Origin of the sequence: Endozoicomonas sp. 8E, from assembly GCF_032883915.1 — a bacterium.
In the GTDB taxonomy this organism is placed as follows: domain Bacteria; phylum Pseudomonadota; class Gammaproteobacteria; order Pseudomonadales; family Endozoicomonadaceae; genus Endozoicomonas_A.
In genome coordinates, this window is record NZ_CP120717.1 from 2,744,939 (window position 1) to 2,769,340 (window position 24,402).

Below are 24,402 nucleotides of genomic sequence, written 5' to 3' on the forward strand. Positions count from 1 at the left end.
TGACAATCAACCCTAGCCCATCGTCGTTAAATTTAGCGGAGTCGTCAGGTTTTGCACCATTCCCTGCTTTGTCGATGGCACATACGACAGGTTCTCGCCGCTGCGATTGTCGCGCAGGGTGTTGATTTCCTGAACCAGACGCTGGTGGTAACGGTTCAATTCGGTGTCATTCAGACTCGCCAGCTCGGGTCGCTCACGCTCGGCTGAACCCGTGTCAGCGTCGTCTTTCTTACCTGTAACCAGACGGCCCAGGTCATTCAACAGCCGTTGCCCCCTGCGAACGATTCTGTTCAGAAAGGACAGAGTTCCATTGCCTCCACCCTCAGACTGAGGGGGGTCCACTTTCGCAAGCACCTCGCTCATGCTGAGCACCCTGTTATTGACGATCAGGCGCTCAATGGTCTCGCCTCCCTCACTGAAAAAATTTTGCACCCTAAGGCTCTGGGTGGCATTGATCGGATTGGTGCTATTTTCGCTGTTTTTCAACAGGTTATTATTCGGCAGGACAGTCAGGATAAGATCCTCGTCCGACTTTTGATAGCGCAATGTCTGGCAGTCATGGGTATTAATTTCGAGCTGGTCAGCTGTGCCCGAGGCGTTTGCAAGAAGCCATTGGCCGTTACCTGTATCATCGCCAGAGAAACGGTAAGTAGCGCTTTTTTCATCGATTAAATACTGATGTCCGGGGATGGTTTGCTCTGAAAGTGAATAACCCGACTCGAGCCGTTGACCGATCATTTCCCTGTTATCCAGAATGCCGTCATCCAGTTCCAGACTGTCTGGCCAGCCATTGATGTAGATAAGGTCAGGGTCCTGCCAAGTGCCTATTCTCACCAGGGGGTCGGCACCGGACGCCATCATTTTTATGCCTTCAGGCGACGGGAGATGTTGATTGATGATGAGTTTGTCAGCGGCATAACAGTTCAGCGTCCGAATTTTCCTGGTGGGCTTGAAGGCCCGGGTTACCAAAGCAATCTGGCCATTCCGGTAGATGGTTAGAAAACCACTGTCATTTATTGTCATGACCAGGTGCAGACGGGGGGAGGTAAAAAATGGCCTGACCCTTCGATGAAAGACTCTGGCACCCTCCGTTAGCCTGATCTCCAGCTTCCCGGGGTTCAGGCTCAGGCTGATGACATCTGAGCCGTCAGCCCCGGCAAAATGAATCAGTGTGCTTCCGGACTGTGTTCGCCTGCCCAGCGGCAGGCCCTGACGGATCCAGGCTGCCAGGATAAAACTGCCTCCGGTGACCGGAGGAGGCATCAGGCGGGATAAACCGGCTGGGCAACGAGTCTGGTCACTGCGGTCAGGAGCATTGTGCAGATCCAGCGAACGCCAGCTTGCTGCCTGCACATCCGTGAGGCTAACCCCCCCCATACGAACCCGGTTAAACGAAGAAGGCGCAAAGAATAGCTTTAGCGCACCCTTCTTTTTTGCATTCTCCAGCTCCAGACTGACAAGGTTATTGCCGGAACCGGGGTGGACACTGGCACCTCTGCTCTTGAGGTGGAAAATATCATTTCCCGACTCTCCAAACAGCTCAACCCCCGGTTTGACAGCACCTGAGACGAAGAACTCGTCATCACCTGGCCCGCCGTGTACAGGCTCGGTAAGATTGCCAAGCTGATAAGTGCTATCCAGTCGTTTATCCACAGTCAGCTTGGAGTGATAGTAATCTCGAAGGTTTTTGCCGCTAAGCAGCCTGCTTACGTTGTTGGCCGGAGCAATCGTTGTCAGGCGCCAGATATGCCGTTCCAGGCTGTTGATAAAGTGCTTGGTGACCAGGCTGCCATCCCCACGCACACACTGGGGAACGTGCCCTAAATGGATGCTGAAAAAGAAATGTCCGTCGTTGCTCACTTCCAGATGGGTATAATTCCCGGTCAGTCGCCAGTCCAGCTTTTCGGATTGGACTCTGTGCAATATCAGGCTATTCCCGTTGTCCCGGTCGATGATCCGGGTGCCATTGGCCTCTGGATAAATAACGTAAATATCCGGGCCCAGGTTGCCAGAAAGCAGGTCAGGCCCCAGGTTGGCCACCATCCGGTCAGCTTTCTCGCTGCCATAATGCTCGTTGTATCCGGCTCCTCCTATGGTGGAGGTGATTGAACTATTGACCCTTGAACTATTGCCCCAGGCGTCGGAAGAGAAAACTCTGAAAGTATCATTGCCACCCCCGCCATCGACGACAATCCCGGCAAGGGCCGGAATGTTGAACATATCGTCGGAATCGGGGCCCTTGAAAATCTCAAAATTACTGATAGCTGTCGGCCATGTTTGGAAGATGTTCCGGGATTCGGGCAACCTGTTCGTAAAAGACACATGACCTCTGACGTTTTTATCGGGAGGACAGGGCTGCGAATCGCTTGCAAGACAGGAAAGGCTCGCTGCTTTTTTTCTTAAAGACAGATTGAGCCGGACAAAATGCGGCTCAATGGTCATCTGGCTGAAATCCATCGTGTCGGTGCCAGGACCACCGTTAAAATAGTTGGCCTTCGGCTGCTTCAGAAGAAAAAGGTAGTCATCCCCTCCCATGCTACTAAAACTGTGCAGGGAGCCTCTGGACACATAAATGTCATCTTTATCATCACCGGAAAATTTTACCTTGCCCTTGCCGGTGTCCTCCAGGATAAAATTCCTGACCGTTACACTATTTTTCAGGTCGATAGTCACGCGATGACTGTCGTGTAAATCAAAGAGCAGTGTATTGGCACCGCTGCCGCCGTCCAGGATGGTACCATTTTGACAGGGGGCGTTAATAATAACCCGGTCGTCTCCGCCGCCCATGTACACCTTGTCCAAACCACCCCCGGTGCTGAAAATATCCGTACCATTGCCGCCAAAGTAGGTATCATCTCCCGAAGACCCGGTCATCTGGCTGATCCCACTGAATACGGTCTGGTGATAACGCCAGCTGCCTGTTTCCGTATTTCGCCATCGGGTCTGTGCGATCCCCTCCGTGACATTGACGGTCATCCCATCCAGTTCATACATTGTGGCAACCTTGAAGGTGAGAACCCTGATGTCTTTCCGCAGGCGACGGATCCCATAAAGTAAAGAAAACTTGTCGTGTATTAGCTGATTGTGTCCTTCCCTGCCAGCCGTAACAGTGGTATCGCCCATGCCGACAATAAACTGGTTGTTGCCTCCCATATCCTGCAAAATGTCGCGCCCTCCCTTGCCAAGCAATATATTATCTGTGGAGGGATTGCCTGTTAGCCGATCATTGCCCGGACCACCGATAATGATGGGAACGCCAGAGTGTGAGTCTGAAGACAAGTCAAGCTGGACATCCGGTATAGTCATGGAGCTGTTGTACAGTCTGGAGGCTCCGCACAGTTTGAAGAGCTCCATTTTCCTATTAAAGGTATGACGTACCTCCAGCATGCCCAGGCCGACCTCCATTGACTGATCGGGGAACAGTTCGTGCCATTGTTTTGAGTACTGTTCTGATCCTGATATCTGGTGACGGCCATGATGTTGTCTGCTGCCGTCTGCATGGGTTTTAACCAATTTTAAAGTCAGTGTGTGCTTTGGTGGTACAGAGTAAATCATCTCCTTGCCCTTGTTGAACAAGGCATGCACCTTCTGGGCGGGGGCTAAGCCTTCAAAGAGCACCTGCTGTTGGTTCGGCTTCAGGGTCAGCCTGCGTAAAAGACCACTACGCTGGCTGCAACTGGAAGAGTCGAAACGAATCTCAATCCCCAGCCTGAGATGATTGCTTTCCTCACTGCTAATGCGGTGCAAACCGGCACCCAGGTTTTTTCCTTCATTAGCAAGACTCTCCAGCTCAGTCTTGTCAGGCCACTGGAATTCACCTAAAGGTTTTCCGGGGTAGCGATTCAAAAATCCCAGCATCTGCGCTCTGGAAAAGGTATAGGTGTCCACTTCCCTGGTGACCTTGCAAGCACCTTTTCTTGAATCAAAATCGGTCAGGGTAGTGTTTTTCAGTTTCATCACATCCCCGGCTATGTACCGCCAGCGATCCGTATCCGTATCCAAATCCTTCCGGTACCAGTGGGTATTAAATTGCTTGACTGTGACCGGCGGGATGTCGGGGGTGTTAAAGTCCAGGGTGACGGTATGATCGGGTTTCTGTTTGCTGAAAACCAGGTCCATGCGCTCGCTGAACGGGTTGACAGTCAGGCTGGCCAGCTGTGTGGGCTGCCGGGTGCACCGGGCACCAAATCGTCCCCAGCGGATGACCAGGACGGGCCATTTTCCTGTCGAAGGTTCCTGAGGTTTGTGGACATAAAATTGTTGGTTAACAAGGTTGCTGCCACTCACCCTGATTGAGTCGGCATGAATGCCCATGTGAACCTTGTGGTGGCCATCGCCCAGTATTACGGAGTTAAAACCGCTTCTCAGCCAAATGGATGTCTTTCCGCCGTCAGTGATAACCGTGTCGTTGCCAGCTCCGGTATCCAAGGTATTGCTGCCACCGGTGGTCATGAAAACCGTATTCTCGGAGTTTCCTTTGATCTTGTCGTTATGGGGGGAGTCCTGTATGACCTCGACACCGGTCACCACCTCCTTCGACGGATCCCGGTTGGTCATATCCAGCCAGAGCTCTTTTTTTCGAACCGTGTAGGAAATGGTGTCTGTGCCGGGGCCGCCGTCCACCTCATTTTGATCGCTCAATACCGCCCGGTCATTGCCCTCCCCCAGTTTTATTATGTCTGTGCCATTGCTGGCATAGACAAAATCGTCACCAGCTCGCGTATCCACTATGTTGTTGCTATTTTCATCGCCCCTGAGATAAATGCTATCGCGCTGCTCAGTCCCGTAGACTTCCGAGCCGTCTTCGGAACCCACCAGATGCTCCATACCATCAACAGAGCCGCCGGTTACCAGGCAGTCCAGGAGGGTGGCGAAGAATTTGATGGACTTATTAGTTTTACTGGCCTTGAGCAGGCTGTCCTTTTTGAAAAACAACAGGGAGCGGTCGCTTTTCATCACGAAAACGCCTGAGCGCGTAAAATAGAGGTGGACTTGCTCTCCCGCGCTGCCGTACTGAACTTTGCCGAGGTAAAAGTAAGAATTCTCACCGTCAATATCAGAAATTCGACTGACGCCTGGGTGAGTGGCGTAAGGTGTAACCTGCTCCATCAATGCCTTAGTCAGCGATGACTGACCGCCAGGCCCTACACGAAACACACCGAAAAAGGATTCGCCTTTTTCCTTTTCTTCGCGATCCGGATGGGTGCGCTTCAACTTCTGAAACTCGAGATAATCAGAAAAATGGTTACCCCAGGTTCTTTTTTTCAAGTTAACCCAGAGTAATGGCTTAGAGTAACCATGAGAGTAGCGACGCGTGTCATCAATGGGTCCGGATGGGTGGTCATCAATCCTGAAGGTATTACGACCAATAGTGTACTGAGCCGTGAGTTTACCTTTTTGTATCTGGCTGAACACACGAAACGAGAACCTGGGCAGGACAAGCGTATCATTTCCCGGTCCGCCAAAAAGGTGTGCGTAGCCTAACCCCGGCGAAAGACGGTCATTACCTGTTCCACCGTGCTGTTCGATTGCGCCGAGCTTGTCAATGAGCAGGTCATCACCCGCATCGCCATACTGGGATTTGCCGTAATAAATCTGATCGTTTCCCGGCCCGCCATAGCCAATTCCACCGATCTTTGACAGGTAGAGGGTGTCGTCCCCGTATCCCCCATAAGCCTTACCTGAGTGCCCAATCCAGATAACATCATTGCCTCTGCCCCCGTGGCCCGTACCTGACTTTTCAATTCGGATAATGTCATTGCCACTGTCCCCGTAACCCTTACCTGACTTTTCAATCCGTATATCGTCATCACCACTGTCCCCGAAACCTTCGCCTGACTCTTCAACCCGGATAATGTCATTGCCACGACCCCCTCTTGCTTTGCCTTTTTTCACAATCAGCAAGTCGTTGCCTGGACCGCCATAAAGCTCTCCCAGGTCAGTGATCAGGGTGTCATTGCCACCCAAACCAAAAAATCTCTTGTATCCTCTTCTACCCTCTATATAGTCCGACAGGTACGTCCCTGATCCGGATCGCCTTACGTTTTGCCTGTCAACAACGGCAAGCCATTTGTCTTTGTCGAAATCATCCAGAAGAAACCACATAGTGGAGAACTTCAATGTCTCGAGGTTCTCCTCATACTTGCTCTGGTCAAGATAATTACTGGCATCGTCGAAGAGGATAAACCGCCTGTAGCCCGCTTTCTCAAATTGTTCCGCCTGCTGATTAAGGCGTCCATTGAATTTAGGGCTCTCCAATAAGGCGTTGAAATCCTCCTGGGCGGTGGGGGGTGGCAAAATGGCCTGCAGGGCCGTTTGCACGAAACCTAACAGCATACTGATCAGGTCTACAACAAGACCCAGCTTTGGAAAGATGACGTCCAGCGCCATACTCAGAACATCAAGGCCAATGGTAATGACATCCAGGGCCGCCATGGCGCCATAAATGGTCGCCCGTTTATGGCTGCCAGCCTTTCTTGCTGCATGGGCGTTTGTGGTGTTAGCGGCCAGTGAAAGCATGCCAACTTCAATAGAAATAAGACCGCCTATAACGGGTAAAGTCCTGGCCACTATTCGCGACGATTTTGGGCCCAGTTTTAACGCTGCACCCATGGCACCCAGCGGATTGTCGGTCTTGACAAGGGTTTTGCTCAGCGCCCAGTTGGCGCTCATGGCAAGACCATAGACAGAGTTAGTAGTGCCCAGGCTGGCACTCGCATAAGCCGTGTTCCTGGCGTCAGCAGGCATCGAGTCGCCGTATTTTTCCAGGTTATTCAGTGTCACCGAGGCCAGGGCAAGGCCAGCGATAGCATTCCCTGCGCCAACAACCATCCTGCCCGTATTAAATTTTGTACTACGGTCCAGCACATCCAGTGTGCGCATGAACTTCCCTTGCAAGCTTTTCGACTCACCTCCTGGCCTGGTGTCAGCCGGGCTATCGGGCGTAGGGTCTTTACGGAGCTTGAGGCTCTCCATAAATTCCGGGCTTGCAAGCAGCTGTTCCTTTACGTAATGGGTGTCGTCGGGACTGTACCCCGAATCATTGAGCAAGGTGACCACCCGATTAATGATTTGCTCCGGTTTCAGTCCCTGCCTTTGCGCCAGTGTCTGTCGTAAGAGTTCAAGAAGCTTCTTGCGGAACTCTGGACTGTCCATAATATCTTCGGTGACAACCGCCGCAAAACGTCCCTGTACAAGCAGCATGAAGGCGTCTGCCAGCAACCCCTTGTCACCGGCACTCTGCCTGACATGGATGAAGTGATCACTGGCCTCAATGGTATCCAGGTGACTGCTGACCCGGTCTATCAGGGACATTGCGGTCCTGACCGGTCCGGAACCCTCGCACAGCACACAGTCTGCATCGGGTAGCCTTGCTGCCTGACCGGCTGGCAAACCGGCCTTGTCCAGTGCCTGCAAGGTCCTCCGGAAATCATGCTCGGTGATATCAACGAGGTCAGCCATCTGGCCAAAATCAATATCACGCCTGAGTGCGGCAACACCGTCGGCTACGTTCTGGCGAATCTTTCTGGCCAGAAGTCGGGCTCCGGAAAAATTCTCCCGCTTCAGCCTGTCCGCCAGCCCGATAAAGCTGGTCAGGCGTTCCAGCAGGCCGGAGAGTGCCAGCTTGCCTTCCTTAACCGTGAACTCGCTGACCAGCGACTCCGGCGACAGGCTTTCCATGCCTGCTGGCAATTTGATCCGCTTCTGTTGCAGGGCGAGGAATGTTTTTGCCTGATCCCCCGCTGCCCGGGCTTCCCATGCTCGCAGCAAAGCCAGTGCTGCCGCAGCGGTCAGCGGACTGTCGGCACCGCCATTGCCCAGCACCAGTGTGCGTTGGGCAGGCATCAGGTAGGAGGCATCGGCAGTGATTGAGGGGTCGGTCAGCACCCGAATCGTCAGGTCGCCAGACGTCAGTGAAAACGCCCTTTTCCCGGTCAGATTCAGCAGCCCGTTGAGCCGCTGATAAAGCCCGATAGAGATCTTTTCAGGCAGGGAACCCAGCGCCGTGATCTCTGCTGCAAGTAACTTCCCGGCGATGGTTTCGGCCAGACCTGCCGGGATAGCTGACTGCCGGGCGTATCGCTGGAAACTGTCTGCAAACGGCTGGCGGGTGACAGCGTCCATCTTTTCAATAACGGCATTCAGCTGGCCGGTAATGTCAATGTCCTTCAGTTCACTCAAAGTCTCATAATGGCGTGCCAGCTGTGACAGGTAAGCCTCCGTGGTTGCAGCGTTTTTACCCGGATTAAGGGGCCGCCGTAACAGCCTCTTCAGGCCATCCTGCGACTGGGGTGACATCAGCGGGAAAGGATTGCCCGGGCCCGCCGGGGTTATTTTCAGATAACGCCTGTTACCGTCTGCCATAACGACATGGCGGGGGCTGCTGGCGGTGGTTTCAATGGTCCTTTGCTGGCCCGGTAGAGCCTGCACAGACGTTGGGTTTTTAAACTGGGCATCCTGCTGTTGGTTAACCGGCAACTGGAACTGCCTTCCGACTTGCCGTCGTAGTTCTACCGCCTCTTCAAATACGGTGCGCACATCTTGATTCATATTGGCCAGCAGGCCAGTGTCAAAAGACTCCCAGCCCAGCCCCCGGGCAACAAAAGCGCAGGCTTTTTCCAATTCCACGACCATGGATGTCTTCTGCCCGGACCAAAGGGTATTCATTTTTTTGATTTTCCCGATGTCGCCGTCAGGCAGTATGGCCGTTACGGCATCGGTCACCCCCAGGTGTATCTGACTGGCTGGCTGGCCGTTACTCCCCAGAACCTGGTCCATCTTCCGGTAAATAAAATGAACCAGCAGCGACTTCAGGTAAGAGCTGGCGGTGACGCCAGGCACATCGGACAGCAGATTTGCCGCCGCTGCCCGACTTAATGCAAGCAGCCTGACGTCGAGCAGGGATTCCAGGCCAGAACCGACACTCCAGAAGGCTCGGTAATTCACATTGACCTGCCTGGAGGTGGAGGGTGGGGGAATATATAGGGCGATGGTATTGTCGGGATCTGGAACCAGGAGCGCTGAGGATTGCTTATCATTGACAACTTTGTTGAAAAGAGTGCGCTCACTGTCACTGACTTTAATTTCTCCTTTAGCAAGGCTGTCCTTTATTGCCTGAATCCTGGCTTTATCATGAAGCTCAAAATACTCCGCTGCCCGGAGGTAAGCGGCTTGAGTACCTTCAGCCAACAGCAGGTTATGATAGCCGTTGACCAGTTGCCGATAGAGGCCTGTGGGGTTGCCAGCCACCGGGGTCAGTGCGTATTGACGGGTCAGTCCCAGGGCGCGCGATTCGCCGTCAGGCACTGTCCCGGTGTTGATCCCGAACTCTTGCCGCACCTGCTGGCGCAATACTGACAGCGACCCATCTCCGCCCTCAAGGGCCTTCAAGAGACTGGCACCAATCAGGTTCGCCAGGGTTTCCCGGACAATGAACGGTCTGTTCCTGTCCTTCGTGCCCAGCAATAACAGGGCGTGGGCACTGTTTTCCTCACTCACCTTGATACGGCTGTCCACCAACGGCCAGAGAGGCTTGGGGCTGATTCTTATCTTAAAAGGGCTGGCATCGGTAATGCCTGCGTCCCTGACGGGTTGCACCAGCGCCTGAAGAAGGTTCAATAAACGTGACTCACCCATCCCCCGGGCAATGAGCTGAATGTCGTTCTGTAATTGATGTTTGCCAATACTGCCCTCGCCTTGCATCTTGCGATAGGTTTTCATATAGACAACCAGCCTGATCTGCAAAAGATGGTCTGGCCAGCCATCAGGAAGCTGGAGGCGAAAGACCCGCTTGCGGTCGCCTTCGCTGTGAGTCAGGGAGTAGCCGGGACCCTGGTCGGAAAAAGCCAGGTCATCCCGGCGACCCAGCGTGAACGTCTTTTGTCCGTCCGTGGTCTGAACCTGGGCCTGGTGACGGCCCAGCCCGGTATTAAGGGTGAAAGCCGGGGGGTCCCAGCCGGGTCCCGGAAGCAGTGGCGGATTTGTTTGCAGGAGATCAAGCCATTTATTGGCCCTCAGGGCATCTGCCCGCAATCTGGCTGGGTCTGTGGGTTCCAGGCCCTTGAGCCGCCGGTGAAAAAAATACTCCGCCAGCAGCGACTCACCGTCGGTCAGGGATGGCTTTTTGAGCAAATCAACAAGGGTGTCGTCCAGGTTGTTGGTCTGCTGCGGAGACAGCGATAACAGAGTACGCTTGATCGCGTCCCGGTAATAGTTCGGGTCGGTAACCGCGGGAGCCCACCCAAGCTCAGTTCTTAAGGCAACGACAGCCTGCGGGCTGTCAGGTGACTCCTGTCTCAACAGAGCCAGCAAACCGCTAAGCTCATCCCCAGCCGGGGCGGAAAGGGGGCCGTTCTGGCTTTCAATAGCAATGAGGTGCTGGTCATTCAGCCGGGTGACCGGTTGCCGCCCGGTACTGGTCAGGGCGAGGGTTTTTCGGTTACCAGCGGTGACCGGCACATTGCCGTGGGAATCCTCAACGAGGGGAAGTTGTCCGGGGTCGGCCCATTCCCTGCGCACTGCCTGTGCGTCCACAAGAACTGCCTCTGCCCGGCGAAGCCAGCTCGATAATCCCCGTTGTTCTGCCGCTGTGAAGGCGATGCCCCGTCGGTCTTTCAAAGCATCGGTCAACACCTCTTCAAGCGGCCCGGCGAGGTTGTTGATCCCGGTCAGTGCTTTCAGCTCACTGTCGTCGAGCACGGCTGTGACCACATCCGCCGGATCAGCCAGCAGTGCGGGCTGCGATGTCACCATGCGCCGTCTGACCAGCCCACTCCAGGCTAGCTGCGTTAACAGTGAGCGGAGGTTTCCCAGTCTCGAACGATCAGCGTCGGATAACCGGTCAACCCGTTGGTTGCAATAATACTGAACCCGCTGAAACAGCAGACGGGTTTCCATATCCCCCACCAGCCGACCAAAGCCGGACAGAGGCTCAGCAATCGCTTTATAGGCAATCCGGACCCGCTGGCGGTTTTTCACAGTCGTTATTCCGCCCGTCGTGGTGACCGCCTGAACAGGGGCATGGGCTGATGCTGTGGCCAGCACGGGCAGCAGGCCGTACTGCTTACGAAGCTGGTTTTCCAGTTGCAGCAGCGTCCGGTCACTGGTGATTTTGGCTCCCTGCAACCAGCTCATGGCAATGGCTGGTGACTTCGTCTGGTCAGTACTGGTCAGTGCTGCCCGACATAAATCCTTCAGGATAGAGGTCAGTGCCCCCAGGTAATTACTGGTGGAGTAGCCTTGTCCGGCCAGCACCGCCGGGTCAACTTGCAGCACCACAAGTCTTTTGCCACTGGTGTCCCCGCTGCCCCCGGGGCGATAGGGTATCACCCGGTCAACGAGAGCCTGTTTGCCAAGCCTGACCACCAGCCTGAGAGGAGCAGGGGGCTTCATACCAGGCAGTAGCTGGCTGTCCAGCTCAGTCATAGTGGCGGGTTTGATGAAGCTGTCGGAAAATCCCGGGGCCTTGACCAGACGCTGTCCTGCGGAAGTGGCAATAAAGACTCTCAGCTCTGACAAGAGCCGTTCGGCCTGGTTCGCCAGTGGCTGGCCGGAGCGGTAGTCGGCAGGAAGGATCACGGCTATTCTGTCATCCGTGCCCGTCAACGTCCGTAGCTCAGAACTGCCCGCTGACAGCCAGTGGTGGGCGGCGGCTAACTGATCCTTCAGCGATTCTTCCGGGTTGAGTTTGAAGAGCCCGTTTCTACCTGACGCGGAGTTGTCCAGTTTTACGCCATAAACTGTCTGTCCATAGTCGTTTTTTTTTAGCACCGGAATAAGGGTTTTACCCTTAGTGTCGTACGACGCTAACAGCCTGTCTCCGGATTGCAAACTCACTGCCCGGTAGTGACTGTCAGCTTCCGAAATGAGCTGATAAACCTTACCATCGGAACGCCTGACCGCCACGGACGTGGTAGACAATGTTCCGTCCGAAAACACCCGTTCAGCTGGGGAATCCTTGCTATCGTGGATGCTGTCATAAAGGGAAGCCTGGCCCAGGGGGGTGGCAGTGATATCGTTGCCTGAGCGGCTGAGCACTCGGTACAGCTCACCATTGTGGTTAAGGAACTCAAGTTTGTAATAAGGTTTGTCGGTATCGGTGTTACTGATATCCGTACTGTCGATGTCCAAAAAGGGGCGGTCTGCCAGATTTCCTGCTGATAGCAGGCGAGTCCCGCACCCGTCGACCCCACGTCGGCAGCGTTTGTTGTCACTCGCCTCAAGGTCTTCGATGACAATCACTGACTCGCTGTCGCTATTGCCATTGCTGTCGCTGCGAGATTCAACCAGCCAGTAGGTCGATGACTCATACCCGTCTGCATCGGTTACCTGGGCCTGCGAATCGGATGTTGTTTTAAGTGCACCTATGTAATCAATCAGTTCCCGCTGGTGAGGGGCCTGGTGAGTCAGGGCATCCTTCAGGAATTCGATCTGCTGAGGAGTGAAAGCCTCCCTGAACAGGAATCTGTCACCATCAGGCAGGTTGCGGTCAAACTCATAGAACGCCCTGGCAAAGGTTTGAATAGCCGGGTTATCCTGGCTCCCCCGAATCTGGTTAAAGAGCTGTTCAAGACCCAATGGAATTGATGCAGGCTGCTGATCGAACAGCCATGTTAGCGTCTGTTTCACGCCTTCCTGACTGGCGGGTCCAGCATTAATTTCTAGTAAATCCGGGCTGTTGTCTCTCGGAAGGGTAGTATCCAGGTTCCGCGCCGCAGGCAGGGAATCCCATCGCTGGACAGAATCAAAACCAATAGTGTCGCCCAGTTGACTCAGTCGCTCCGCCTCCTCTGGCCAGGCAGACTGGAACAGCCTGGCATCAACAGCCTCTACACTTTTGGCCAGACCCATGGCGTAGAACCGGCCAACCACTTCGTTAAAGAATCTGTACCTCAGCAAAGGGTTATCCTTCATCCCAAGCTCAATCGTTACGGCGGCATCCCCGACCTGTAACCGGGACTCCTGCAGGGGAATATTGGGATTTAACTGCCAGTAGAGAGGTCGGCCCGCACTCAGGTCAAGCGAACCCTCCTTTTGGAGTCGTTGGCGATAGATTTCCGGTCCAAAGTCACTGAACGTTTTAATAAGCCACTGGACATCATGCGGGTAACGATCGGGATGCAGCTGGCTATGCTGCATCGCTTGCCGGTACAGTCTGACGTTGTAGCGCGTATCCAGAAACGACCCCGGAAACTGGCTGCTGTATGAACTGGCGGGCATTAGCATCCCTTGCGGATACGGCTTGAGTGATGGTTCTCCAGTCACCGGCTCCAGAGAGCCGGCCAGCACAGGTATTATCCCCTCGTCAGTCTCCAGCCTGAAGCCGTGACTTCCGTCTTCGAGTAATGTCAGACGCCTGATGCGAAACGCCGGCGGAGTCCCGGCCTGATCATCCTGACTGATCTGCAGATTTACTTCCGAAAGTTGGATTCGGGTAAGGGCGAGAGCCAGCTGCCTGAAATCATCCTCCGGATACTGCAAGCGATATTGACCCAGCGCCGCCACCACTGCGGAACGCCGCAACTCCGGCAATGAAGAGAAGTACTCCAAAAACTGCGCCCAGTCGGCTTTACCCACCCTGGACATCGCCAATTCGAGAAACGCACGGGTAACCTCTGGATCACTGCCCAGCCAGTTCGGTTTCAACGCCAATCGGAGGTGGCTCCGGAGGTTATCGGAGGGCACCGGGTTTCGAAGAAACAGGCGTTTGACCACGCCGCTTTGACCCGGCAGGGCCAGGTCCAGAAGATAATGGCCATCGGCGTTTCTGGAGACAGGTCGCGCTCTTCTCTCCTCTGACATCTGGCCAGTCCAGAGTTCCCGGTATTTTTTGTGATCCAGCAGAGGCAGCGAGTAGTAATCCGGCAGCGTGCCGGGCAGCAACATGGCTTCGTTGGCAAGGCGGTAATCCAGAGCCATCCCCAGCAGGTCTTTGATCCTGACGCCCGCTTGCAGGTCCGGGGCACCGGGCTGTGCAAGGACAGTGAGCTTCGCTTCCAGTTCCTGAGTGACCTGTTGCAGGCCAACACGGTGGATGTAGTCAGTGAGTAAGGCAACGGCATTGTCGGAAAGGCAGGTATGGATATAATCTGCCAGTCTTATCCCCGGAAACAGGGATTTCCCGTGGGGGGGGGGCCTCGACAGCCGGTACAACAACAGGGTAAATAGCGACCTTAACTGAGCATGGATTGCCCTGTAATCGCCTGAGGCCGGGGCAATAGCTGTCACGAACTGTTTGGCAGCCTTCAGGCTGGCCAGCAGCCGCTCCCCTTCAGGGCTGTCACTGTCAGCAAACAGGGCAGCAAAGACCGGCCTGTCCAGATCCTCAAAGGGCAGCCTCAGGATGATTCCGGTATCTGCCCCGTCGGTGGTTTTTGCCCGGTTAATGGTTTGCCCTTCAGAGCCTGACCGGTCTGTAAAATAGTCCCTGTAGACCTCATCGTAATCTTTGTCATTGTCCGGATGAGTCAGCGTCGAGATCATTTTATCCAGCGCATAAAAATCGGCTGCCAGAGAAAGCCTGTGAGTGTCCAGGTCATCCGGGGACAGCGGGGCTGTTACCAATTGCAACCCCGGCTGACCTTCGGCACCAAGCCATTTCAGGGTCGTCAAAGGTGAGCCATTGATCTCTGTCGGGCTCTGCTGCACTGTGCTGTCCGATCCGGCAGGTCGGGAGACAGCGTCGGTTATTCTTTCAAGAATGATCTGGCCGTATGCGCCGTCCTTTTTAATCGTCGCTGTTTTGGTAAGCTGCACCAGGGGAGCCAGTCCCATTTGCAGGCGAACCCTTTTTTCAATGTCTTTATCGTCCGGGACGGCAGGCTGACTGCTATCACCCATGTCGTAGCCGGATTTAATCAGGTCAACAAACACTGGGATCAGGCTGGACAAACGGATCTTTTGACTGGCACCGGGATCAATAATCACTCGCTTGTCAGCCGTTTCTTTGCCAGCCAGTGTTAACGAAACAACGATTTGCTGCTTTCCATCGCTTGCTTTTGGGGCATCAAAAATCAGGTACTGATCACGGCCAGATTTGAAAATCTCTTTGAATTTATTCAGGTAATCTTTGCCCTGAGGCGTTGCCAGGAAGCTCCTGATGGCATCGGGTAATAAATGATAATTCGCCCCGGCATAATCGAAGTATTCAGGGGTCACCTTTAACCATATCCCCATGCTCAGTTTGATACCGCGCAAGGGGCGTTTTGAATCGCGACCATCACAAAGGTTGTCAAGTTTTCTGGCATCTATGATTGCCTCCAGGCCATCGATTAATGGCTCGCGCTTTTCATTCAGGTTCTGTTTCAGAAAAGTGCAGCCCTCACTCCCGATGGCCTGACGCAGAGTCAGCGCTGCCCGGTCATCCGGCAGGCTCCTGTGTGTCTTCACCAGTGCTGAGGCAAAGGTGTCCAGGTGTACTCCGGTGTTTTGACGGTGGTTGTTCCGAATCCGTTGAAAAGCCTCTGTCAGACTGTCCTGATCATAGCGAGTGGACAACCCGAACAGCACCCGGGCGAAATCCTCAACCGACCCGGAAGCAAACTGCCAATTGTGATCGGGGCTGCCGATGCCATCCACAAACTGTGTGTACAGGGCGTCCTGCTGGTCTGGAAAAATGGCCAGAGTCAGTTCTTTGGTCAGGCCATAGTTGCGGCCAGTCTTGATTGACGACAATCCCCAGATCGCCCGCAAGTCTTTTTGCGCCTGATGGAGCGCTGCCACATCGGGATGGTTTAACAGGGCTATTGCGAAAAGCTTGCCTATGGGGGTAGCTTCAGGGATATCTTGCGTCGCGTCTTTTATTCCCACTGTCAGGGTCAGCGGATGGTTATTCAGGTGACTCTGATACGGGTGCCATTGGGGGTTAAGGGCAATCGTTATTTCCTGACAGACACGGCGCAGAGACATTCCGTACCTGGACAGCACCTCTCCTGATTTAAGCACTGGTTTAATAAAACCTTCGCCTTCATCACCAGAAAACAGGTTCAGAAGTTTATTGAGTTCAGCGGGCAGATGAAGCTCTGCCAGCTGTTGCCAGCGGGCCTGACGGTCAGTGGTTGCCACAGGAAGCTGTTGCTCCCCGCTGGTTGTCCGCTGAAGATCCACGGACACTATTTTTTGCAACTGCACCAGAGTGTCCCAGGCTGATTCTGGCGACCCTCCGGTTATCGCCCTGAGATTGGCAGTCAGCAGTAGCCGGGCCAATCGTTCCCGCCCGATTGTGTCCTGTGTTTCCTGCGGATGGTTGACGAAGGAGCGGGTTACATGCTCGAGCTTTGCGTGGCTGAGTCGACCCAAACGGTCGAGGATAGACTGCTTCACCCAGCTCTGGTAATGCGAAGTTTCGGTTTCAGGGCTGACCAGGGATTGGGCTTTTTGTAAAAAAATCCCGTCAACCTCCGGGTCTGCTCCCAGTAACCCCGGGGTTTGAACGGACTTTATTATCGAAACCGTGAAAATGCCGGGAGGGGAAAAAGCCATCTTATCGAGATTGGGCCAGAGTTTTCGAACCTCAATTGTCCCGAGGAAATGGGTTTGACCCTCTTCATCGACATAATAAGTGACACCATGTCTTGAGCGTGGACTTGTGACGTCTACGTAACCCAGCTTCGGTTTTTTGTTCTCGCCCTGGGGTAATTCGAAAAAATCTGAGCCATGATCAGAGGGGATCATCATCTTCCCATGTTCGACACGATGATCCAACAGGTCGGTGAACAGCAATTTTAACCTGACTTGCAATCGATGTTTGGGGACTTTCCACGCCCTGCCAAGCCCTTCAGCCTCAGATCCCACCGTGGCCAGATCATTGACCGTTTCCTGCATCAACGAAATAAAGGCCTGCCAGCTGTAATTCTGGATGGCTGACTTAAGTTGGGTGGCCTCCAAATCAGAGATGACAGTCATTAAAAAATCAGCGGTACCCAGTCTCAATAATCCTCTGATTTTATTGAGAGGGGTACCTGACATACTCATTTTTCCCCTCAAAAAATCGTCGGTTGAACTGTCTAATGCCTGCTTGTACAAATGCACGGTAAACATGGATTTCAGCAAGTCAGAATTCAGATTCAGTCTTTCTGAAATGACAGAGGCCTTATACTGGCTCCACTGAAAAACGTGCCTTAATGTGTCATGTTGATCCGAGACAAAAAGATTGGGAATATAGGAGGTTATATCCCCAATCAAACTAAGATCGACCCCAATATTGACATGAATACGATAAGGTGGTGACTGTGCTCCTGCCGCTACCGCTGCCCCCATCATGTCAGGCAACAATGAAACTTGACTGTCTTTATATTCATCAAAACTGATTAACCTGAAATTTTCTAAATTACCTTTGGGGTTATTGCCAAGTAGCTCGTCATTATAAGCCTTAACTAAATCGCTTACGGTAAAACCACCTTTAGGTATTTTTGCTAAAACAGAGACCAGCGTATTGGTCGCAAGAAATAAATCTGAGGATTCACTGAGATAAGCCGAGAGAGGTTTGGGTCCGGTAATGATTTCAATGATAGCGCGATTTTCATGGATATCAGTACACAGGAGAATATTAGGAAAATCAGTGTCAATAGCATCAGGATCTGATTTAGTGAATGCAAGCGTTTTCTTCGTTCCAGTATTCACACGTGTGATGAGATTCTCTATTTCAAGGCCGATCAGCCCTGTATAACGGTCTCTGGGGATAGCTACAGTGTTTTTCTTCTCTGGTAATTCCTTGATGCCAAATTTGTGCAGCATTTTTTTGCGAACGGTTTCATAATCTCTGCTGATTCCTTTCAGCAGACTGGATGCAACAACATAACGAGCTATCAGGCCTGATAAGGTCTGATATTGTTCAACCTCTATTTGTCCTTTGATGAAATACTGGCTCGGATCCACTTTCAGGACGCAACCGGCATCATGAAACAGAACCGGCTCCGGCGTTTCTGGAGCGGATGAAACGGGAGGAGTAACAACCAGCAATAGCCGGACAGAGTCGGGTATTTTGACCTGATCGAAGCCGGTACCGGCAGAACCATCAATAATCCCCTGGTTCACCAGCGTCTGGAGGTCGCCAAAGACCTGGCTCCGATCTTTCGCCAGCGTGTCGGAAAAACCCTCGAATTCAGAGGTGGTCCTGAGCCATCGAAGGGTTTTGATAATCTCACTGTGTACTGAAAACAGGTGTTCGGAAGGAGCATTCTTTTCAAGAGCACTGTTTTCAAGAGCACTGTTTTCAAGAACATATTTGATAAACCGGCCAGAGAACAAGATCGCGATCTTCGACTCCGAGCCTTTATCGTCATAGGAACCCAGTGCCACCGTGCTAATAATTCCGGGACTGTTCTCCTTTATTCCTTTGCTATAGACGTCCACGTAATGAGAAGGCATTGTGCCAGTGTACGGAGTTTTGTCAGGCGGGTTTTCCATATCATCCAGACTTGACAATAACCAGTTCCTGCTTCTGTAGGCTAAACCGGAGCTGGTTAGTCGTTGTTTCAACATCCGGTAATCCGATGCCTGCAACTGCAGCGCCGACCGCAGTTGTGAATCCTGCATCTCTTTCCAGAAATCTGTGTGTACGTTAACCAGACCTTCTACAAAAGTATCAACAGGGGTCGCCGGATTTATTGCAATGTGGCTAATAACGTTTCTGACCGAATGGCTTAGTTTCCCTTTGGAAAACAATACCTCCAGAGCCCGCTGGAAATCATCTACCGAACCCTCGGCAAACTTAAGATCATGGTTCTTACTGTCAAGGATCAGTACCCGGTAAAGCGGATCGCCAGTTTCCGGTAATTGTCGCAATCTCAGAGCATTGTCAAAACCGTATTCACCCTCAGGATTACGATGGTAATCTATCTGCCATATCGCCATAGCCCCGAGTAGATCGCGGGCATTTGGAAATGTTGCTCGTATTCGCAGGCATACGGCCACCCCGTAGGATTGGGTCAGCACCCGGGCCAGGCGGGCGTCAGACACCTCTTCTGGTACATCCTTCACTCCAACCCGGACGATGACCGGCTTATCTACTTGCCATAGCTGGACAGTTACACTACTGTCCTCGATCAATAGGTCGTGTTCCAGACGAATATCCGGGTTCGGCTTTTTAACCTCAAAGCCAGTCTCTATCTCCCATTTGCGCCAGTCCAAAAGGGTATCGATAAATTGATTAGGTTTGTCGAAATAACGAAGCACACGCCCCGGTTTTTCTGGCAGCCCATTCAGTTTCGTCAGCTCACGCAGCTGAGAGCGATAGGTACTGTCCTGAATGGTCGAGATAGAAAGTGGCGAACGAGCCCCCAAAGTGACTCGCGAATGCAAGCCATAATATTCATTCTTGTCGATGGGCATCAAAGGATTCAGAGTAATCGTGCGTTGGTATTCTCCCGAAAGTTGGAGCTGGACGACAAAGGTCCTTTCTTCGGGGGCCCGGACGAATAATTCTGCGATCAGGAACTTCTCCTGATGATCGGGTTCGTGATCAGTGTCCAGGGCCGTCACTGCGCTGCTTGCCAGACGAACCAAAAGTCTTCTTATCAGATTCCGGAGAGCATTAGGCTCCGTGTCCATGTTAATGACTTCATTGGCCAGTGTGACTATATCAGCCATCGGCAGTCGGGTTATTTTTTCAGCAAACTGCTTTCCTGCCAGGAAGTCTGAATGTCGGGAATAGGCTGACTCAATGGTATTGATCAGCGTCTGGGCATTACGCATCCCCAGCGGACCTGAGGACTGAAGCATAAACAGGATATTGCGCAGATTATCCGGAAAAGCCGGGCTGTTACTTTCTGGCATGTCCAGCAGAATATAAGTTCCGCCCGAAGGGTCGGTGACAACAGGCAGGTGATTGTTGTCATCAAAAGCCTCTCTATTAACCAGGGACACAGGACCCGAAAAAGCGACAGTGTCATAGGGATAGTGCTTCACCCTTTTATCAATCCCAAGGGAAAGCGTTTTTTGAAGCAACTGACTCCTTTTCCCGGCGTTCAGTCTCGATACTTTTTCTGCGTCTGCTTTGTCCGCCAGAAAGTGACCCAATAGCTTTTTCAGAGACTTGATATACCGCTGGCTCAAGTTGGAAAAGTCATTTTGTTTCTGTTGGCCATGGAGAGCATGCAGGTCATCTTTTCCCAATACCGAAGCCATCAGGTCAAGGCTGGAGACACGGAACGGATCTATGTCATTGGCATCAGGTGCCATAATGTCCTGCAAAGACCCAAGCAACAGGCGGGTAAACAGTGCTGCCATGGCATCGGATGGCGACTTTGTGACTCCCGTGGCCAGCAGATACCCCTCCTGCTGGATCCGGGCAAAATTCTCTTGCGCCAGGGGATCGCCATAGGCCAGCTGACCAACCCCGGAATACGGGTCACCGATTGAGTCTGTGCGGACAAAGGCGCGCATCTGACGTTTTTTTTCTGGCTGAGGCTCTTTTGGGGCAAGAGGAAGCTCGACATCAGCAACCGGCAATGGCATCAACCGATAAGGGGAAAGGTTATCACCGGTGAGTTGATACAGTTCACGGTTGTAATGCTCAATCAGGTCTGAGAGTTTCTGCCTGCCATTGTTTCCGATAATCGTTTCAAGCAGTAAGCGTCTGGCCTGATCGAAATGAGGGGCATCCTTGCCCAGATGGGCATAATCCCTGCCGGGGGGCAAAGCGGGCAAATCCCGGAGTTTTTTCACCAGCCCTTCTGCAACCGGAAGCTGGCGGGCAACTAACTGCCCCTGATTGTCCTCCTCAAGCACCAGCTTGACGCGACGGTCTGACTGTGACCACAGGACATCGCCGTCGGCAGGCAAGGTGCCGGTCCATTTGCGGCCGAATCCATCCACCGCTACCAGGGCGTTACGGAAAGTGATTCGTTTTGTCCGGATTTCAGCAAACAGTGTCCTGGCGAAATCTTCAACAGGATAATGCTCGCCACTGGCATCAGCTCCACAACCCACCAGACTGACAGTGTCGACAAACCGCCCGCCGGTCACGTGCTCAAGCACTTTGGCCAGTTGCGCAACTGTCTTCCCACCCAGGATAAACTGGTCGGAACCGGCCTTTTCCCCCTGAACCTGACTGCCGTGGCCAACTACAATAATACGGGTGTCGTCTTTAAGAAAGTCAGCTTGCAATGCTTCAAGCTCAATGGCGTGGCCTGTCTCCGGTTCAATCAGGGTGTCGTCAGACTTCAGTCGTATAAGACGGCTGAAATCAGGCTGATATTTTTTTCTCAGGTATAAGCTGGCTTTGATTTCATTCTCGCTGTTACCCAATTGGAGAATAATCTGGTTTTTATAATTGCTGTCTTGCTCAGCGGTCAGGGCATAACGCACGGTTTTATCAGTATTGGCCACCCAGCTACTGGGGCTTTCATCAGTATCGACACTGACTAAATCCATCTTTGCCAAGGGATTAACTTGTGTGAAAGTGAATTGGAATTCTTGATCAATAAGATCCTTTCTTAAAAAATAATTTAACAAATAACGCTCGAAGACTTTTATAAACACTTTCGAACCGGATACAAGCATCGACGATTTAGATCCACGCTGTATTCCATCTCTTCGATAATCGAAAAACATCGATGCGGTTTTCGGCTCAATACCCAATTCATTGGCGATTGAGTTTACAGTTTTATGTATGTCAGCATCAAAATCTTTAAATGGGCTGTCGATATTTAAACGTTCAATCAATTGATAACGTCTTATAATTTCTGCCTTAACTGCCTTGAGAACATCACTGTCTGGTGGTGCGATAATAAAACCGTTGCTGTAATGGGCTGTTTCTATATATTCTAATTTTATCTCCACTGAGCCAGGAATAACCTTGAGCCGTTCTGGAAAAACGAAAAGAGGCTCTTTGTTGTGATTAGCTATGGCCTCTTCAATAGCTCTGATAAAGTCAGGGTATTCTTCCTTTACCTGGTTATAATATTTCTCTTTTTTTGAGTCAGGTGTCTTGTTAAAAAACAGCTGTTCCGGCCCTGGCTGGCCAAGATATTTTATAATCGCATGGTTAATTAAATACTCCCGGTTGTGTTCAAAAGAGATTTGTTTCGGAGTTTCAATATGTTTAAACAAATTCTTGTTAAAAGCAGGTAATGTGTCGACATCAAAATAGGCGCCTCCCCCTTCCTTGTCATCAGTCAGTACCGCCACCCTTACCACATCTGCTGCTGCGGCAAAAATTCCCCTCAGCGCAAGCTCTTTCACATACCGCTCTTTCAGATTGGCTTCATGGCGCCAGAGTTGATTGATATCGGCCAGCCTGAATCCCCCGGATCCGGGGTCGCCCTGAAGGCTGGTCAGCTCATTGGCAAAATCCGTGAATTCCTTCAGGCTCTGGCTTTGTATTGCCTCTATTTTCTTTAGATCCATACCCAAATGGTCGACTAAAAACGCCTTTGCCATTTGATCGAAGGGTTTGCCCTGGGCGACTCCTTTTTTTATCGCGCTGTAGGCCAGATCTTGCAGATGATAAAAACGTGCCAAAAATTCATCTTTGTTATTTTCTTTTGTCAGGAATGATTCGGGTATTTTTTCAGCAGCGACTGTCTTATATATTTCCCGGGCAAGCAGGGGGGCTAAAACCGCTTGTGGGTCATACCAGAGTGTTAGCGGCCAGGAAACCATCCTGGCCCAGATCCTGATGTGATCTTTAACACCTTCGTTGAGACGACCAATCCAGATACAGTGAAGCTTTTCAGGAACCTCCGCCAAAGCATCCAGCAGGTACTGTTTTATAGTGGCGGCCAGGTGGGGGGCCGCTGATTCCCCACTAAGAATTCCGTGCAGGTCTTCCTGCATGCGATAGACAAGGGCATATTTTTCAAGGGCAGTTCCGTCTTGGCGAAGTTGATCAAATTGTGCGATTTTCTTCTCGAGCGATTCTAAATTATTTGAACCGAGAGCACGCAGTTGCGGTTTCAGGTTGCGCTTGAACATCGCCAGAGTCGGCACTGCATCATCGGGATTGGCGGGCCCCAACAAGCCGCTGTTCTGTGACAACACAGAGGGCAGCTGCCGGAGTCCAACAGCACCTTCAGTAAACTGGTCTTTTTCAGGCAGGCGTTCGACGGTGACGTCACCGTTACTTATGCGAAGCGCTTTAAGCTTGTCAGGTTTGTCGGCCAGTGACCAGGTCACCAGACCCGTGTCAGAATGCAGTCCAACCCACAGGCGCCCCCAGATATCAACTCTCAAAAGACCGTCACGGGCAGTCACTGTCCGGGTTTTTGTTGCTTTCAGGGTTTCTTTCAGGTACTGGCTGACAAGCCCACCGTGATCAATACCTGAGCCAATCAGGTTAACGGTTTTTACCGGGGTATCACCGATCAATTCATTGATTTTTTGTGACAGCGCTGACGCGGTTTGCCCGCTCAGGGTAAATTTCCCGTTCTTGGACTTACCAAGGCCTACCACATGAATTCGGCTATCTCCGTCCAGAAATTTGCGAATATCATCATTATTAATCCTTGCGCCTGTCTCTCTGTCTGACCAATAACCGTTGTCAACGACCAGCCAGCGGACTGAAGGGTAACTACCAGTTTTTTCGCGATTTTCATATTTGCGAAACAGGTATCGGCTGGCCTTGCCAATCGGCTTATCATCGCCAGACTCCATCTGGATAACCAGATCATAACTGTATTGGCTTCTGTTGTGCGGATCCGCCCTTATATAGTTTGTGATATCGTTTTCGTGGTTCCAGACAGCTACCGTTTCGGCAGAAATGCTAAAGCATCCTGAGGGAGGCGATTGCAGGGCATCCAGCAAAGTTTTGTAGCTATCATACCAATTCATCAGAGTATGGCTTACCCTGAGGGCGAGATCGCCATTCAGAATTTGATAGCCTTCTGCAAATTTTGATACCCCTCCAAATCGATAATAAGCCAATGCTGCAACATCAATCTCACTAGCGATTAAAAAGAATTCTTTGTATCTGGCAGTGCTCCAACTTGTCACATCGGACAATTTAAATCGACTGATCTTTTCATAGTGCGACAGAAGGGTTCTTTGGGCCAGCTCCATGGTTGGGATGCCCGGTTTAGCCGCAAAAAATAAACCTGGATTCTTTTCTGATGGCACGTAGGCCTGATTGGGTATGACTTTAATTTTTTCCAAAGGCTTTAACAGTCGCGAGGGTTCAGATTTTTCCAAAAGATCTTCAAAATCGCGCTTCAACCTGGGGTATTTTTCACCGAACCAGGCAAGGTCGTCTGAAACTTTCTGTTTAATGACAGGGTCCTGCACCGCAGGACGGAATTCTTTGCCAAGCCGCTGGATGACCAGCTGTGTCTGTACCGCACCTACTCTGACCCAATCCGTTTTGCTGACGTCTGAAAAATCAATACCCTCGAAAAGATCCTCATTAATGGCAGGCGAAAGGGACGTATCAGAATAAACGCCACCGAGAGTAGTAATCACCTTGTTTTT

General features: G+C 52.1%; 1 protein-coding gene (running past one end of the window). It reads right to left on the reverse strand.

Annotated features, from left to right (window positions below; genetic code table 11):
• Window positions 1-12 precede the first annotated feature (12 nt).
• Window positions 13-24,402, reverse strand: the 3' portion of a protein-coding gene (locus P6910_RS09135) for a TcdA/TcdB catalytic glycosyltransferase domain-containing protein (RefSeq protein ID WP_317145963.1). It continues 3,768 nt past the right edge of the window; only the last 24,390 of its 28,158 coding nucleotides appear in the window; its start codon lies off the right edge, out of view — the gene reads right to left on this strand; it ends in the stop codon at window positions 13-15.